Genomic DNA, 16,469 nt, shown 5'->3' with positions numbered 1-16,469 from the left:
CGGAACGAGATCAGAGGGCGCGGCAGGACCGGATGTTCGACGCGAGGATGGCCTTGGCGCCGAGGTCCGCGAGTTCGTCCATCACACCGTTGTGGCCCTTGATCGGCACCATCGCCCGGACCGCGACCCAGTTCTCGTCGGCGAGCGGCGACAGCGTCGGCGACTCCAGTCCGGGGGTGATCTTCAGCGCGTCGTCGAGGATCGTCTTCGGGCAGTCGTAGTCGAGCATCAGATTCTGCTGCGCGAAGACGATGCCGCGCACCCGCTCGACCAACTGGTTGCGCGCGGAATCCTCGGCGGGCGAACCGGCGCGCTCGATGAGCACACCCTCGGAGTCGCACAGGGTGTCACCGAACGCGACCAGGTTGTGCTGGCGCAGGGTGCGTCCGGATCCGACGACGTCGGCGATGGCGTCGGCGACGCCGAGCTGGATGGAGATCTCCACGGCGCCGTCGAGGCGGATGACCGAGGCCTCGATCCCGCGTGCGGAGAGGTCGTCGCGCACCAGGTTGGGGTAGGACGTGGCGATCCGGAGTCCGGCGAGGTCCTCGACCTTCCAGTCCTTGCCCGCGGGGGCGGCGTACCGGAACGTGGAGCGGCCGAAGCCGAGCGACAGCCGCTCGGCGACCGGGGCGCCCGAGTCACGGGCGAGGTCGCGGCCGGTGATGCCGAGGTCGAGTTCACCGGATCCGACGTAGATCGCGATGTCCTTGGGGCGGAGGAAGAAGAACTCGACCTGATTGGACGGGTCGAGGACGGTCAGGTCGCGGGAGTCGGTGCGACGGCGGTAGCCGGCCTCGGAGAGGATTTCGGCGGCGGACTCGGACAGCGAGCCCTTGTTGGGGACTGCGACGCGCAGCATGGCTGAGGGTTCCTTTCGGGAGCGGGTGGAGGAGTCTCGATCACCGATCACAGATGTCGGTAGACGTCCTCGAGTTTCAGGCCCTTGCCCACCATCAGCACCTGCGTCCAGTACAGCAGCTGGGAGATCTCCTCGGCGAGCGCCTCGTCGCTTTCGTGCTCGGCGGCGATCCACACCTCACCCGCTTCTTCGAGGATCTTCTTTCCCTGCGAATGGACGCCGGCGTCGAGGGCGGCAACGGTGCCGGACCCCTCGGGGCGGGTAGCGGCACGCTCGGTCAGCTCGGCGAACAGGGATTCGAAGGTCTTCACGAGGACCCATTGTTTCACGCCGCCGCGGACCCCTCCGAACCGGTCACCACCCGAGTGTGCGGCGACTCTCGAACCGGCGGACCCGGCCCGAACGGGGATCGGTGAACTCGATCGCCCGCGCCAGCAACCGCAACGGGGTCGAGAAGTCGCCGGGCTCGGATCGGCGGAAGTCCGGGTAGTAGTTGTCGCCCTCGATCGGCAGCCCCAGCGACGACATGTGCAGCCGCAGTTGGTGCGTCCGGCCGGTCTTCGGCAGCAGCCGGTAGCGGGCGCGGCCGTCCCGGGCCTCGATCAGGTCGACGACGGTTTCGCTGTTCGGCTCTCCCGGCTCCTCCGTGGCCGTCATGATCCCGTGTTCCTTGACGATGCGGCTGCGGATGGTGCGCGGAAACTGCAGCGCCGGATCGTGTCCGGCGACGGCCTCGTATTCCTTGGTGACCTGCTGGGAGACGAACAGTTCCTGATACGCCCGGCGGTCTTCCGGCCGGATCAGGAACACCAGCACGCCGGCCGTCATCCGGTCGAGCCGGTGCGCCGGGGTGAGATCGGGGAGGTCGAGCGTCCGCCGCAACCGCACGACCGCCGTCTCGGTGATGTGCGCGCCCCGCGGGATGGTCGCGAGGAAATGGGGCTTGTCGATCACGACGAGGTGGTCGTCGCGGTGGAGGATGTCGATCTCGAACGGAACCGGGATCTCGGGTGCGGGGTCGCGGTAGAAGTACACGAATCGGGTCGGCGCATAGCGGGTGCCGCGGTCGACCACCCTGCCGTGTTCGTCGACGACGCCCCCACCGTCGATCAGCGACAGCCAGTGCGCCCGCTCGTCGGGGTACGTCTCGACCAGGAATTCGGCGACGGTCTTCGTCCCGACCCCGGCCGGCATCCGGATGCGATCGGGACCGAGACCGTTGCGGACGGGCAGCGGCGCCCCGGCCACCTCAGCCCGCCCGGTTCTCGGTGCAGCCGGCGCACACGAGCACGAGTTCGCGGCCCCGATCGTCCGGCAGATTCTCGTACCGGGATGTCGGGCCACCGCACCGAGTGCAGCGTCCCAGGGTCTTGGCCTGGTCGCTGAACTCGATGGTCATCCGCTTGTCGAAGACGTACAGCGACCCCTCCCACAGACCCGTGTCGCCGAACGCCTCGCCGTAGCGGACGATGCCGCCGTCGAGTTGGTAGACCTCACCGAACCCGCGCGAGCGCATCAGCGAGGACAGGACCTCGCACCGCACTCCCCCGGTGCAGTAGGTGACGACGGCCTTGTCCTTGAGATGGTCGTATTTGCCGCTGTCGAGTTCGTAGACGAAGTCGCGGGTCGTGGACACGTCCGGCACGACGGCGTCCCGGAATCGGCCGATCTCCGCCTCGAAGCCGTTGCGTCCGTCGAAGAAGACGACGTCGTCACCGCGCCCCTCGACCAGGCGGTGCACCTCGTCCGGCGCCAGGTGGGTACCACCGCCGACGACGCCGTCCGCGTCCACCTTCAGCTCGCCCGGTGCACCGAACGTCACGATCTCCGACCGCACCTTGACGCTGAGCCGCGGGAAGTCGTCCCCGAGCCCGTCCGACCACTTGATGTCGGCGTCCTTGAACGGCGCGTAGCCGCGCGTCCCCTTCACGTACCGCTTGACGTCGCGGATGTCGCCGCCGACGGTCGCGTTGATGCCGTGCTCGGAGACGAGGATCCGCCCGGTCAGGTTGTGCGCCTCGGCGAGCGTGTACTGCCACAGTCGGATCGCCTCCGGGTCGGCGAGCGGAGTGAACACGTAGAACAGCACGATTTTCGGGACAGCCACGGGGAACCAGACTACCTAGAGACGCACACCGCTCGGCTGGGCCCAGGCCTCGGCCAGATCGGAACCGGTGAGCCCTTCGAGGCTGCCGCGGAACACCCGCCCCGGGCCGTCGGCCACCGGGATCTCGCACGGGACGATCAGCACGACGCAGCCCGCGGCCTGCGCGGACGCCGCGCCGGTGGGCGAATCCTCGATCGCGAGGCACTGCGACGGATGCAACCCGAGCAGTTCGGCACCCCGCAGGTACGGGTCGGGATGCGGTTTGCCTGCCGGCACCTCGTCGCCGCACACCGAGTGGTCGAAGTGGTGCCTGCCGAGCGTCTCCAGTGCCCGCTCGGTGAGGCGGCGTTCGGTGTTGGTCACTAGCGCCGACCTCAGGCCGTGGGCCCGGGCGGTCCGCAGTGCGTCGTGGGCGCCCGGCCGCCACGGGATGCCGTCGCCGAACAGTTCCTCGACGCGGGTGAACATCCATTCCTTGGCCTCGGCGAGCGCCGCCGGATCCCGGTCGAGTCCGAGGGCGTCGAAGATGACGCCGAGCGCGTTGGCGCTGGACGCGCCGATCGTCTTCAGCCGGGTCTCCTCGGTCATCGGCCCACCGAGGTGCATCGACAACTCACGGACCGCGACGTCCCACATCTTCTCGGAATCGAGCAGCGTTCCGTCCATGTCCCACAGCACGCCTGCGAGACCGTCGAATGCGTCAGACATTGAAGTACTTCGCCTCGGGGTGGTGCAGCACGAACGCATCCGTGGACTGCTCGGGATGCAACTGCAGTTCCTCCGACAACTTCACACCGATCCGTTCCGGTTCGAGGAGAGCGACCATCTTCGCGCGGTCCTCCAGGTTGGGGCAGGCGCCGTACCCGAAGGAGTAGCGCGCGCCGCGGTAGGCGAGGTCGAAGAACCCGGACACCTCCGACGGATCCTGCTCGGCGACGTTGTGACCGCCGGGCAGCACGAGTTCCTCGCGGACCCGTCGATGCCAGTACTCGGCCAGCGACTCCGTCAGCTGCACGCCGATGCCGTGCACCTCGAGGTAGTCGCGGTACGCGTTGGCGGCGAACAGTTCGTTCGCGAAGTCCGCGATCGGCTGCCCCATGGTGACCAGCTGCATCGGGAACACGTCGACCTGACCGGTCTCCTTCGCCTCGGTGCGGGACCGCACGAAGTCGGCGACGCACAGGAACCGGTCCCGGTGCTGACGCGGGAAGGTGAACCGGAAGCGTTCGTCCGCGTCGGGCGCCGGGTCGGTGAGCACGACCACGTCGTCACCCTCGGACACGGCGGGGAAATAGCCGTACACCACGGCGGCGTGCGCGAGGATGCCCTCGGTGCTCAGCCGGTCGAGCCAGTACCGCAGGCGCGGGCGGCCCTCCGTCTCCACCAGTTCCTCGTAGGTGGGACCGTCGCCGGAACGCTGCCCGCGCAGGCCCCACTGACCGAGGAACAGGGCGCGCTCGTCCAGCAGTCCGGAGTAGTCGGACAGCGAGACACCCTTCACGATCCGGTTACCCCAGAACGGCGGGCTCGGGACGACGATGTCGGTGGCCACGTCGGACCGTTCCGGCACCTCGACCGGGGTCTCCGCGGCCTTGCGCTTCTCCGCGATCCGCTTGGACCGTTCGTGGCGGGCCTTGCGTTCGGCCGCCTTCTCCCGGGCCGCGATCGCTTCCGGGCTGTCCGGGTCGGGTCCGCCGCCGCGTTTGACGGCCATGATCTCGTCCATCTTGTGCAGGCCCTCGAATGCGTCGCGCGCGTAGCTGACGTCGCCCTCGTACACCTCGGCCAGATCGTTCTCCACGTACGAGCGGGTCAGCGCGGCACCGCCGAGGAGGACGGGGAACTTCTCCGCGACACCCTTGGCGTTGAGTTCCTGCAGGTTGTCCTTCATCACCACGGTCGACTTCACGAGCAGACCGGACATGCCGATGACGTCGGCCTTCTGCTCGATCGCCGCGTCGAGGATCGTCGCGATCGGCTGCTTGATGCCGAGGTTCACCACGTCGTACCCGTTGTTGCTGAGGATGATGTCGACGAGGTTCTTGCCGATGTCGTGGACGTCGCCCTTCACGGTGGCGATGACGATGCGGCCCTTGCCGTCCTCGTCGGTGGCCTCCATGTGAGGTTCGAGGTACGCCACAGCCGCCTTCATCACCTCGGCGGACTGCAGCACGAACGGCAACTGCATCTGCCCGGACCCGAAGAGTTCGCCGACGGTCTTCATGCCGGACAGCAGGGTCTCGTTGATGATCGCGAGCGGCGGCTTCTCCTCCATCGCCGCGGTGAGGTCGTCGTCGAGGCCGTTGCGTTCACCGTCGACGATGCGCCGTTCCAGCCGCTCGAACAGCGGCAGCGCCGCCAGTTCCTGGGCGCGGGATTCGCGTGCCGACGCCGCGGAGACGCCCTCGAACAGCTCCATCAGCTTCTGCAGCGGGTCGTAGCCCTCGCGCCGGCGGTCGTAGACCAGGTCGAGGGCCGTTTCGCGCTGTTCGTCGGGGATCCGTGCCATCGGCAGGATCTTCGACGCGTGCACGATGGCCGTGTCGAGGCCGGCCTCGGTGCACTCGTGCAGGAACACCGAGTTCAGGACCTGACGGGCGGCCGGGTTGAGACCGAACGAGATGTTGGACACGCCGAGGGTGAAGTGCACCCGCGGGTGCCGCTTCTTCAGCTCGCGGATCGCCTCGATCGTCTCGATGCCGTCGCGGCGGACCTCTTCCTGACCGGTGGAGATCGGGAAGGTCAGCGCGTCGATGATGATGTCGGACTCGTCGAGGCCCCAGTTCACGGTGATGTCGTCGAGCAGGCGCTCGGCGATGCGGACCTTGTGCTCGGCGGTGCGCGCCTGACCCTCCTCGTCGATGGTCAGCGCGACGACGGCGGCGCCGTGTTCCTTGACGAGCCGCATGATCTTCTGGAACCGCGAGTCCGGTCCGTCGCCGTCCTCGTAGTTGACGGAGTTGACGGCGCACCGGCCGCCGAGGTGTTCGAGACCGGCCTGCAGGACCGCGGGCTCGGTGGAGTCGAGCATGATCGGCAGCGTCGACGACGTCGCGAACCGGCTCGCGAGGGCGGCCATGTCGGCGGCGCCGTCGCGTCCGACGTAGTCGACGTTGAGGTCGAGCATGTGGGCGCCGTCGCGGGTCTGATCCTTCGCGATGTCGAGGCACTTCTGGTAGTCCTCGGCGATCATCGCCTCACGAAATGCCTTGGAGCCGTTGGAGTTCGTGCGCTCGCCGATCATCAGGATGCTGGCGTCCTGCTCGAACGGCACCGCCGTGTACAGAGACGACGTCCCCGACTCGTGCACCGGGTTGCGCGCGGCCTTCTCGACGAGGCGGACCGCCTCGGCCACCTGCCGGATGTGCTCCGGGGTGGTGCCGCAGCAGCCGCCGACCAGACCGAGGCCGAACTCGGTGACGAAGCCGCTGAGCGCCTCGGCGAGTTCCTCCGCGGTGAGCGGATACTCGGCGCCCTTCGGGCCGAGCTGCGGCAGTCCGGCGTTGGGCATCACCGATACGGGGAGCGAGCTGTACTTGGACAGGTGGCGGAGATGTTCGCTCATCTCGGCGGGACCGGTCGCGCAGTTGAGCCCGATCATGTCGATACCGAGCGGTTCGAGCGCGGTCAGCGCGGCACCGATCTCACTGCCGAGCAGCATCGTTCCGGTGGTCTCGACCGTGACGTGGGTGATGATCGGGAGCCTTGAACCCAGCGTTTCCATCGCCCGCTGACTGCCCAGGATGGCCGCCTTCACCTGCAGCAGGTCCTGGCAGGTCTCGACGAGGATCGCGTCGGCGCCCCCGTCGATCATGCCCATCGCGGCCTCCGCGTAGGCGTCGCGCAGGATCGCGAACGGCGCGTGGCCGAGCGTCGGCAGCTTGGTTCCGGGCCCCATCGAGCCGAGGACGAAGCGGCCCATGCCGTCGCGTCCCGGCCCCATCTCGTCGGCGACCTCACGCGCCAGCCGGGTGCCCTTCTCGGCCAGTTCCCGGATACGGTCCGAAATGTCGTAATCGGCGAGGTTGGGGAGGTTGCACCCGAACGTGTTGGTCTCGACGGCGTCGGCCCCGGCCTCGAAATACGCGCGGTGGATCTCTTTCAGCACGTCAGGGCGGGTGTCGTTGAGGATTTCGTTGCAGCCTTCGAGCCCGAGGAAGTCGTCGAGCGTGAGGTCCGCGGCCTGCAACATGGTGCCCATGGCTCCGTCGCCGATGACAACGCGCTGGTTCAACGCATCGAGCAGGGCAGAGTGAAATGGCGCAGACATGCCGTCCAGACTAGTGGGCGCGGGAACCAACGCTGGCCGTAGGCTGGGTGGGTGAGTTCCAGTGAGTTCCCCGTCACGCCTGCGGGCCCCGACGACGACACCCCCGACACCGCCGACGACGGTGCCACCGACAGCGCCGACGACGGTGCCACCGACACTGGCGTGCCCGTACTTCGTGACCCTGTTCTCGTCGCCGCCTTCGAGGGCTGGAACGACGCCGGCGACGCCGCGAGCGGAGCCGTCGAGCACCTCGAACTGACCTGGGACGCCCAGCCGCTGGCCGAGCTGGACTCCGAGGAATACTACGACTACCAGGTCAATCGCCCCACGGTCCGGCAGGTCGACGGCGTCACCCGGGAGATCGTGTGGCCGGCCACCCGGCTGTCGGTGTGCTCGCCCCCCGGCAGCGACCGCGACGTGGTGCTGCTGCGCGGAATCGAACCGAACATGCGCTGGCGCAGCTTCTGCGAGGACCTCCTCGAGCTGATCGATCAACTGCAGATCAACACCGTGGTGATCCTCGGGGCGCTGCTCGCGGACACCCCGCACACGCGGCCGGTGCCGGTGACGGGCAGCGCGTACAGCAGCGAGGCGGCCGAGCGGTTCAAGCTCGAGCAGACCCGGTACGAGGGGCCGACCGGGATCACCGGGGTGCTGCAGGACGCGTGCGTCCGGGCCGGTGTGCCTGCGGTGTCGTTCTGGGCGGCCGTGCCCCATTACGTGTCCCAGCCGCCGAACCCCAAGGCGACGGTGGCTCTGCTGCAGCGCGTCGAGGACGTCCTGGACATCGAGGTGCCGCTCGGGGAGCTCCCGTCGCAGGCCGACGACTGGCAGGAAGCCGTCACCGAGATGACCGCGGACGACGAGGAGATCGGCGACTACGTCCGCTCCCTCGAAGAGCGCGGCGACGCCGAGACCGACATCTCCGAGGCCATCTCGAAGATCGACGGTGACGCGCTCGCGGCCGAGTTCGAGCGATATCTCCGCAGGCGTGGGCCCGGCAGCTTCGGGCTGTGACGAAGAACTCGTCCGAGTCGCTTCGTTCCTCGCTCCAGCGCACGGCGCTCTACGCCGGCGGATTCCTCGGCCCGTTCGGCGGCGGGGTGGTCGCCTCGATCCTTCCCGAGATCGGTGACGACCTCGGCGTGAGCGCGTCCGCCGCGGCCGGGTCGCTGACCGCGTACCTGCTGCCGTTCGCGTTGCTGATGCTGGTGTCGGGCACGCTGGGCGCCCGGTGGGGGCAGATGCGGACCGTGCGGATCGCGTACGGCGTCTACCTGCTGTCGTCGCTGGCGTGCTTCGCGGCGCCGACGCTGCCGCTCTTCCTCGGCGCGCGCGTGCTCCAGGGATGTTCCAACTCGTTCACGACACCGCTGCTGCTGGCCGCGCTCGCCGCCTCGACGCCGAAGAAGCACCTCGGCCGGGCGCTCGGGATCTTCGGCGCCTTCCAGGCCGCGGGACAGTCGAGTGCCCCGCTCGTCGGCGGCCTCGCGGCGGAGGTCGACTGGCGGCTCGCGTTCCTCGTCATCGCCCTCGTGGCCGCGGTGCTGGGTCTGGTCGGCGTTCCCGACAGCCCGCCCGCCGAGCCGGGGGCCGCGCGCCCGCGACTGCGGGACGCCCTCACCCCGTCGGTCCTGAGAATCGGGGTGGTCGCGCTCCTCGGCTGGGGTGCACTCGGTGGGCTGAGCTTCCTGGTCGCGTTCCGCGCCGAGGACGTGTTCGGCCTGAGCCCCACCCAGCGCGGCCTGCTGCTGACCGCTTTCGGTGTCGCCGGCATCCTCACCGCGCGCCTCGCCGGCGGTGTCATCGACAAGATCGGGGCCCGCTCTGCCGTGCTGATCGGCGCGTTCGCCGGGGCGGCTCTCGTCGCCGCCACCGGGACCGTATCGCTCCTGGCAGTCGTGGCCGTGGCGTGGTTCGCGGCCGGAACCGCGGGTCAGTTCATCCTGGTCGGCGTCAACGCCGCCGTGCTCGGGTCTCCGGGCCCCAACCGGGGCGGCGCGGTGTCCGTCGTGCAGGCGTTGCGGTTCACCGGCAACGCGCTCGCGCCGATCACCCTCACCCCGGTGTACGCGGTGTCGCCCGCGGCGGGCTTCCTTCTGCCCGCCCTGCTCCTCGCCGTGCTGGCCCCGCTGTTGATGCCCCGCGACCGCCCACCTGCATGACACGCTTTCCGGAAGGCCTGTGAGCTGTTCCTGATTTTCACGTAACGTGCGCGCAGTCGTTACGACACTCTCGGGGAGCAGCGTCTACGCATGGCCCACACACCGAGTTCGAGCAAGCTGCTGGTCGTCGGCAACGGTATGGCCGGCGCCCGCACCGTCGAGGAGATCCTGAACCGCGGCGGGCGCGAGCGGTTCGAGATCACCATGATCGGCGACGAGCCCTACGGCAACTACAACCGGATCATGCTCTCGCACGTGCTGTCCGGGGAGGCGGCCGTCGACGACGAGGACCTGATCCTCAACCCCATGGGCTGGTACAAGGCGAACGGTGTGAAACTCCACGCCGGTGACCGCGCGGTCGCGCTCGACCGGTTCGCGAAGACCGTCACGTGCGAGAGCGGCCGCGTCGTCGACTACGACGTGCTGATCGTCGCCACGGGAAGCAACACGTTCTTTCCGAACATGGACGGGTTGCGGGAGCACGACGGACGCCTGGCCCGCGGGGTGTTCGGATTCCGCAACATCGCCGACACCAACGGCATGCTCCAGATGGCGCAGGCCCGCGACGACGTGTCCGCGGTGGTGATCGGCGGCGGTCTGCTCGGGCTCGAGGCCGCGTACGGGCTGCGGACGCAGGGGCTCAGCGTCCACGTCGTGCACTCCCCCGGGCACCTGATGAACCAGCAACTCGACGAACGCGGCGGCAGCGTCCTGCGCGCCGAGATCGAGAAACTCGGTGTCGGCGTCCACACCTCGATGCGGACCACCGCCGTGCTGCGCGACGACGCCGGCATGGTGACCGGGGTGTCGTTCGTCGACGGCTCCACACTCGACGCGGACATGGTGGTCGTCACCGCGGGAATCCGGCCCAACACCGAACTGGCGCGGGCGGCCGGTCTGGTGGTCGAGCGCGGGATCGTGGTCGACGACCAGATGCGCTGCGAGGACGAGGGTTCCGTGTACGCCGTCGGCGAGTGCGCGCAGCACCGCGGCGAGACGTACGGCCTGGTCGCCCCGGTGTGGGAGCAGGCGGTCATCCTCGCGGACGTTCTCACCGGGTCCGATCCGGAAGCCGCCTACGTCGGTTCGCGCACCACCACCCAGCTAAAGGTCGCGGGGGTGGACGTGGCCGCGATGGGGGTCAAGGGACCGGAGACGGCGGACGACGACTTCGTCCAGTACTACGAACCGCGCAGCGGCACGTACAAGAGCCTCGTCGTCCGGGACGGAAAGCTGATCGGCGCCACCCTGATGGGCGACATCAGCAAGGCCGGCTTCCTCACGCAGGCGTTCGACGGCAAGGTGCCGCTGCCCGAGGAGCGCATCAGCATGCTCTTCGACGTCGGAGCCCCCGGCGCCGCGACGAGTGTCGCCGACCTTCCCGACGACCTGCAGGTGTGCAACTGCAACGGCGTGAGCAAGGGCGACCTGGTGGCCTGCGTCCATTCCGGCGCGAAGACCCTCACCGACGTCTGCGCCCAGACCCGCGCGGGCAAGGGTTGCGGGTCGTGCAAAGGGCTCGTCGCCGACATCGTGGCCTGCGCCGCCGGCGGCGAACTCGAGGCGGACCCCTCCGCCGACTGGTACGTGCCGTGCATCCCGATGAGCAAGCCCGAACTCATCGCGACCATCCGGGAACGCGATCTCCGCGCCGTGTCCCGGGTGTTCGCCGAACTCGCGACGGACGCGAAGGAGGACGCGTCCGCGAAGATGCCTCTCGCGTCCCTGCTCCGCACGATCTGGGGTCCCGACTGGGTGGACGAGCGCGGCGCACTGTTCATAAACGACCGCGTGCATGCCAACATCCAGCGCGACGGCACATTCTCGGTGGTCCCGCAGATGAAGGGCGGCGTCACCACGCCGGATCAGCTCCGCAAGATCGCCGACGTGGCCGACAAGTACGGCGTGCCGCTCGTCAAGGTCACCGGCGGGCAGCGCATCGACCTGCTCGGCATCAAGAAGGAGGACCTCCCCAAGGTGTGGGGCGACCTCGACATGCCGTCCGGGTTCGCGTACGGCAAGAGCATGCGCACGGTGAAGACGTGCGTCGGAACCGATTTCTGCCGCTACGGTCTCGGCGATTCGACGAGCCTCGGCATCGCACTCGAGGAACGGTTCCAGGGCCTGGAGACGCCCGCGAAGCTGAAACTCGCGGTCGCCGGCTGCCCCCGCAACTGTTCGGAGGCCCTGTGCAAGGACTTCGGTGTGGTCGCGGTCGGCGACGGCCGCTGGGACATCTACGTCGGCGGCGCCGCCGGCGCCCACATCCGCAAGGGCGATCTGCTGGCCACGGTCGAATCACCGGACGCCGTGATCGAACTCGGCGGGCGATTCATCCAGTACTACCGCGAGAACGCGAAATGGCTCGAACGCACCTACGACTTCGTCCCGCGGGTGGGGCTCGAACATCTTCAGGCGCTACTGGTCCGAGACGAGGAGGACATCGTGACGGGATTGGACGAACGGATCCAGACGGCGGTGGACGGCTACCGGGATCCCTGGAAGGAGCGCAGCGCGCCGAAATCGCCCGCACAGTTCGCTCCCTCGCTCCCGCTGCTTCCGCTCCCCCAGGTGCCGGTCCGATGACCGCCCTGATCGAGGGTCCCTCCGAGATCGCGGTGGGACCGGTCAGCGACCTGACACCGGGCGAAGGCCGGACGTACGTCGTGCAGAACCGGCAGGTGGCCGTATTCCTGCTGTCGGACGGTACCGTTCGGGCGATGGACGCGGTGTGTCCGCACAAGGGTGGTCCCCTCGCCGACGGGCAGATCGACGCCGGCGGCGTGACGTGCCCGCTCCACCAGTACGCGTTCGCCTTCGACACGGGCGCCTGCGGATCCGAGGGTGTGGGCTCGGTCCGCACGTACCCCGCGTCGGTCCGCGACGGGTCGGTCGTCGTGCACGTGTGAAAGTTCGCCCGATTGTGCTCTGCCCTGGTACGGCGTGCCTTTCGGGAAAACTGCGGCACCGCTGTCATCATGAGGCCAGTGCTGCAGCTGAAGGGGCTCGTCGCATGGACAGATCGCTGATCGAGTGAGTACCGTCGCCGGTTCGGAACGACGGGGCCGATCCGGTAACCGCCCTCAGGCCGGTGACCGGACCGTGGGAACCGTGTTCCGTACGGACATCGAAGGTCTGCGGGCCGTCGCGGTGCTGGCCGTGGTGTTCTTTCACGCGGGTGTGCCCGGGATCGACGGCGGATTCGCCGGTGTCGACATCTTCTTCGTCGTCTCGGGGTTTCTCATCACCGGGCTGCTGTGGCGGGACGTGGCGACCACCGGCCGCGTGGGGCTGGCCGAGTTCTACGGCGCCCGTGCCCGGCGACTGCTGCCCGCCGGGTGCGTCGTGCTGGTGGCCACCGCAATCGGCGCGGCCCTACTCCTTCCTCCGTTGCAGGCCCGCGCGGTCCTCGGTGACGGGATCGCCAGCGCACTCTACGTCGGCAACTACCGACTGGCGCTGCACGGCACCGACTACCTGGCCGCGGACACGCCCCCGTCACCGTTCCAGCACTACTGGTCGCTCGGCGTCGAAGAGCAGTTCTACCTGCTGTGGCCTGCGCTGATCATCGGGGTCGCCTGGCTCGTGCGGCGCAGAACACGACGCCGGGGCCCGGACCACGCCCCGTCGACGACCCCGTATCTGGTGGTCCTCGCGGTGGTCGCGGCAGTGTCGTTCGCGGTCTCGCTCGACTGGACCCGCACGCTGCCGCCGTGGGCGTTCTTCTCACTGCCCGCCCGCGCCTGGGAGCTGGCCGCCGGTGGCCTGGTCGCGCTGTCGGTTCGGCACTGGCGGCGGCTGCCGCCTGCGGTCGCCGCCGCCGCCGGTTGGGCAGGCCTCGCACTGATCGTCTTCGCCTGTCTTCGGCTGGGCGAGAAGACACCCTACCCCGGCACCGCCGCGCTGCTGCCGGTGCTCGGCACGGTGCTGGTGATCGGAGCGGGCTGTGCCGCACCGCGGCTGGGGGTCGGCCGGGGCCTGTCCCTGCCGCCGATGCGGGCGGTCGGGCGGGTGTCCTATTCCTGGTATCTCTGGCACTGGCCGGTACTGCTGCTCGCGCCGATCGTGCTCGGCCGCTCTCTCGATCTGACCGATCGGCTGGCGATGGTCATGGTGTCCGCCGGTCTGGCCGGACTCACACTGGCCCTGGTCGAGAACCCGGTTCGCTTCGCGGCTCCGCTACGTCTCTCGGCCTCGCGCAGCCTCGTCCTCGGCGGAGCCGTCACCGCCGTCGCCGTCTGTGCGGCACTGGTGCTGCTGGTGGCGCGGCCGGTCCCGGTCGGACACGGCGCCGCCGCAGCAGCCCTCACCGTCTCGGCACCGGTCGAATCGGCCACTCCCGCAATCGATCCGCGTGACGCGGCGGTGAACGACATGACCGCACAGGTGCAGGCGGCGGTCGCGGACGCTGCTGGGCTGCAGTCGGTTCCGTCGAATCTGTCGCCACCGCTCGCCGACGCACCGGCAGACAAGCCTGCGGTGTTCGTCAACGGCTGCGTGCGGTCGTGGCTCGAGGTGGGGCAGGACGAGTGCGCATCGGGCGACGTGATGTCGGCGACGACGGTGGCGCTGGTCGGGGATTCGCATGCCGCGATGTGGGCCCCGGCGTTCGAAGCGGCCGCCGAGCAGCATCATTGGCGGCTAGAGACGATGGGCAAGGTCACCTGCCCACTCCTCGACCTTCCCATCACCAGCCCGTACCTCGGGCGGGAATACACCGAGTGCGAGCAGTGGCGCGGCGAGATCGTCGACCGGCTGCGGGCCGAGCGGCCCCGGTTGGTCGTGCTGAGCATGTCCCGGCGGTACGGCGCCGATTTCGGTTTCAGCGTCTATGGCCGGCCCTGGCTCGACAGCCTGACGCGGCTGGTCACGGAACTGCGGGCCACGGGTGCGGCCGTCCTCGTCCTCGGTCCCGTCCCGGATCCGCAGTCGACCGTCCCGACGTGCCTGTCCGCGCACCTCGACGACGCGAGTGCCTGCTCGCCCCCGCGTGCGGTCGCGGTCAACGACGCCGGGGTCGCGGCCGAGGCGACCGCCACCGCGGCAGGCGGCGGCGGGTACGCCGATCTCACCACCCTGTTCTGCACCACCGAGCGCTGCCCGGTCGTTGTCGGCAACGACCTCGTGTACCGCGACGACAACCACCTGACCCTCGAACACGCGCAGGCGCTCTCACCCGTGATCGCCGCGCTGGCCGACCGCGCACTCGCGCAGGGCTGAGGGGCGGCCGGCGAAAAAGATCCGGTTCGGATGTCACATTCGGCTCGTGGCCGGTGTCTCCATGCCGAGAACATTCCAACCGGAGGAGGAATCATGACCAGGATCCCGCAGGCAGAGCTGACCGGCATCTACGGTGCGGTCGTCAAGCGGATGTCCCGCAAGATGCTCGGCGACGTACCCGACGGGGTGGGGGTCGTGTGGCACAACCGCAAGGTGCTGAACTTCAGCTTCAGCGTGGGCCGCAAGGTACAGAAGTGGGACCGGTGTGACGAGAATCTGAAATCGTTCGCCCACATGGCGGTGGCGAGCATGGTCGGCTGCGGCTTCTGCCTCGACTACGGCTACTTCCAAGCTCACAACAAGGGACTGGACGAGACGAAGGCACGCGAGGTGCCCCGGTGGCGCGAGTCGGACGTCTTCACCCCGTTGGAGCGGGACGTGCTGGAGTATGCCGAGGCGATGACGCTGACCCCGCCGACGGTCACCGACGAACTGTCGGCCCGGTTACTGAAGGCACTCGGCCCGGCCGCGATGGTGGAACTGACCGCATTCATCGCACTGACGAACTTCATGACCCGCTCCAACACCGCGTTCGGCATCGAGTCGCAGGGCCTCGCGGCGTCGTGTGGCCTGAAGCCGCTGAGCGCACGTTCGACGACCCGTACTCAGCCGATGTCGTAGGACAGGACGAGTTCGTAGCCGCCCTCGCCGGGTCCGGCGATGGACAGGTCCGCGCTGCCACGCAGGTCGGTCAGGCCGCCCGTGCCCATGCCCGGCACCACCTCGATCCGTGCCGACACGGAACCCTGGTCCTGGCTGCTGAGGTGCTGGAACACGCACGTTCCGTCGTGCCCGCCGATCGAGCCCTCGAAGCGCTCGAGGCCGAGCACCGGGGCGGCATCGGCCTTGTACGCGATGAGGTAGGCCACGGTGCTCGTTCCCTCGATGTCGCCGGAGTACGAATAGTCGACGGCCGCTCGCGTGGCGCCGCGTGCGGGGTAGTAGGTGTCGCCGGCGGTCGTACCTTCGCCGTCGATGTCGGTGATCACCGATTCCGACCACGCGGCGATGGTGAATGTGCTTCGTGCAGTGTGTGAGTAGCTCATGTCAGGAGACTCTAGGTACGCGGCGGCGTGGCGCTCTTGAACATTCGCGACACTAGGATGAGCGAGTGCCGAATGTGTCAGGACATCCCGAGGCGATCGTCCGCCCGACCGCCGACGCACCCGGTTTCGAGGTCGAACGAGTCGCTCCCCGAGCAGATTTGGCCGAGTTCGTCGACTACCACTGGCTGGTGAGGTGGTCGGTGCCGAAGCCCCATCGGCAGCAGGTGGTTCCTCAGCCGCGCGTTCACGTCGCCGCCGAGGACGGACAGTTGCTGGTGCACGGGATCTCCCGGTCGCCGTTCTACCGGACGTTGACGGGACACGGCCACGTGCTGGGAGCCGCCTTCCACGCCGGCGGGTTCCGGCCTCTGCTGAAGAGCAGTCTCGGCGCGATCTCGGGAACCGTCCAGCCCGGACGGGACCACGGCCCTGGTCGGCGGCGCCCAGCGCCGCCGGGACTTCGTCCGCGCAGACCAGCTCGCCGCGCACGCCGGCTGCAGCCTGCGCACCCTGCAACGGCTGTTCACCGAATACGTCGGCATCGGCCCGAAGTGGGTGATCCAGCGGTTTCGCATCCTCGACGCGGCCGCCGCCGCCCACTCGGGCGAGAGGATCGACTGGTCCGCGCTCGCCTACGAATTGGGGTTCAGCGACCAGGCCCACCTGACCCGGGTCTTCACCCAGGTCGTCGGCACACCGCCTGCCACCTACCAGCGCGCGAACGGCCTGCTGTAGCGCG

The 16,469-nt window shown here is 68.9% G+C and carries 14 protein-coding genes and 1 pseudogene; 8 read left to right on the top strand and 7 right to left on the bottom strand.

Annotated features, from left to right (window positions below; genetic code table 11):
• Window positions 1-10: 10 nt before the first annotated feature.
• From hisG to metH, 6 genes are read right to left on the bottom strand one after another with little or no spacing between them, the layout of a single operon-like run.
• Window positions 11-862, bottom strand: coding sequence for an ATP phosphoribosyltransferase (gene hisG, locus P3H15_RS05080; protein ID WP_276136238.1), 852 nt, complete (start codon window positions 860-862; stop codon window positions 11-13).
• Between the two features lie 47 nt (window positions 863-909).
• Window positions 910-1,191 (bottom strand): phosphoribosyl-ATP diphosphatase, encoded by a 282-nt coding sequence (locus tag P3H15_RS05075; RefSeq protein WP_009473527.1) that lies wholly within the window; start codon window positions 1,189-1,191, stop codon window positions 910-912.
• A gap of 25 nt (window positions 1,192-1,216) precedes the next feature.
• Window positions 1,217-2,110 carry a pseudouridine synthase gene (locus P3H15_RS05070; RefSeq protein ID WP_276136237.1) on the bottom strand — a complete coding sequence of 298 codons (894 nt, stop codon included), beginning with the start codon at window positions 2,108-2,110 and terminating at the stop codon, window positions 1,217-1,219.
• Between the two features lies 1 nt (window position 2,111).
• Window positions 2,112-2,969 (bottom strand): rhodanese-related sulfurtransferase, encoded by an 858-nt coding sequence (locus P3H15_RS05065; protein ID WP_276136236.1) that lies wholly within the window; start codon window positions 2,967-2,969, stop codon window positions 2,112-2,114.
• A gap of 15 nt (window positions 2,970-2,984) precedes the next feature.
• Window positions 2,985-3,677, bottom strand: a complete 693-nt coding sequence (locus P3H15_RS05060) for an HAD family phosphatase (RefSeq protein ID WP_276136235.1) — start codon at window positions 3,675-3,677, stop codon at window positions 2,985-2,987.
• A complete protein-coding gene (gene metH / locus P3H15_RS05055; protein ID WP_276136234.1) occupies window positions 3,670-7,239 on the bottom strand; it encodes a methionine synthase in 3,570 nt (1,189 codons plus the stop codon). Before metH ends, P3H15_RS05060 begins: the two co-directional genes overlap by 8 nt.
• A 51-nt stretch (window positions 7,240-7,290) precedes the next feature.
• Here metH and P3H15_RS05050 point away from each other — a divergent pair, with 51 nt between their 5' ends.
• The 6 genes from P3H15_RS05050 to P3H15_RS05025 all read left to right on the top strand — a co-directional run bounded on the left by P3H15_RS05050 (window position 7,291) and on the right by P3H15_RS05025 (window position 15,305).
• A complete protein-coding gene (locus P3H15_RS05050; RefSeq protein WP_072941748.1) occupies window positions 7,291-8,256 on the top strand; it encodes a PAC2 family protein in 966 nt (321 codons plus the stop codon).
• The gene (locus P3H15_RS05045) at window positions 8,253-9,404 is read left to right on the top strand and encodes an MFS transporter (RefSeq protein ID WP_276136233.1); all 1,152 of its coding nucleotides are present in this window, start codon (window positions 8,253-8,255) and stop codon (window positions 9,402-9,404) included. The genes P3H15_RS05050 and P3H15_RS05045 overlap by 4 nt, the downstream gene beginning before the upstream one ends.
• A gap of 90 nt (window positions 9,405-9,494) precedes the next feature.
• Window positions 9,495-11,990 carry a nitrite reductase large subunit NirB gene (gene nirB, locus P3H15_RS05040; RefSeq protein ID WP_276136232.1) on the top strand — a complete coding sequence of 832 codons (2,496 nt, stop codon included), beginning with the start codon at window positions 9,495-9,497 and terminating at the stop codon, window positions 11,988-11,990.
• A complete protein-coding gene (locus P3H15_RS05035; protein ID WP_276136231.1) occupies window positions 11,987-12,313 on the top strand; it encodes a Rieske 2Fe-2S domain-containing protein in 327 nt (108 codons plus the stop codon). The genes nirB and P3H15_RS05035 overlap by 4 nt, the downstream gene beginning before the upstream one ends.
• A gap of 124 nt (window positions 12,314-12,437) precedes the next feature.
• Window positions 12,438-14,624 carry an acyltransferase family protein gene (locus P3H15_RS05030; RefSeq protein WP_276136230.1) on the top strand — a complete coding sequence of 729 codons (2,187 nt, stop codon included), beginning with the start codon at window positions 12,438-12,440 and terminating at the stop codon, window positions 14,622-14,624.
• Between the two features lie 93 nt (window positions 14,625-14,717).
• Window positions 14,718-15,305 carry a carboxymuconolactone decarboxylase family protein gene (locus P3H15_RS05025; protein ID WP_276136229.1) on the top strand — a complete coding sequence of 196 codons (588 nt, stop codon included), beginning with the start codon at window positions 14,718-14,720 and terminating at the stop codon, window positions 15,303-15,305.
• Here P3H15_RS05025 and P3H15_RS05020 read toward each other — a convergent pair.
• Window positions 15,290-15,730, bottom strand: coding sequence for a DUF3224 domain-containing protein (locus P3H15_RS05020; protein WP_276136228.1), 441 nt, complete (start codon window positions 15,728-15,730; stop codon window positions 15,290-15,292). The genes P3H15_RS05025 and P3H15_RS05020 overlap by 16 nt on opposite strands.
• Window positions 15,731-15,795: 65 nt before the next feature.
• On the opposite strand from P3H15_RS05020, the pseudogene P3H15_RS55475 reads away from it, so the two are divergent.
• Together P3H15_RS55475 and P3H15_RS05015 are read left to right on the top strand one after the other, a co-directional pair.
• A pseudogene (locus tag P3H15_RS55475) lies at window positions 15,796-16,071 on the top strand (DUF6597 domain-containing transcriptional factor); the annotation flags it as partial.
• A gap of 88 nt (window positions 16,072-16,159) precedes the next feature.
• A complete protein-coding gene (locus tag P3H15_RS05015; RefSeq protein ID WP_346348757.1) occupies window positions 16,160-16,465 on the top strand; it encodes a helix-turn-helix domain-containing protein in 306 nt (101 codons plus the stop codon).
• Window positions 16,466-16,469: the final 4 nt, after the last annotated feature.

The organism is Rhodococcus sp. T2V, from assembly GCF_029269925.1.
GTDB lineage: Bacteria > Actinomycetota > Actinomycetes > Mycobacteriales > Mycobacteriaceae > Rhodococcus_F > Rhodococcus_F koreensis.
This window is presented reverse-complemented; position numbering and strand designations above follow the sequence as displayed.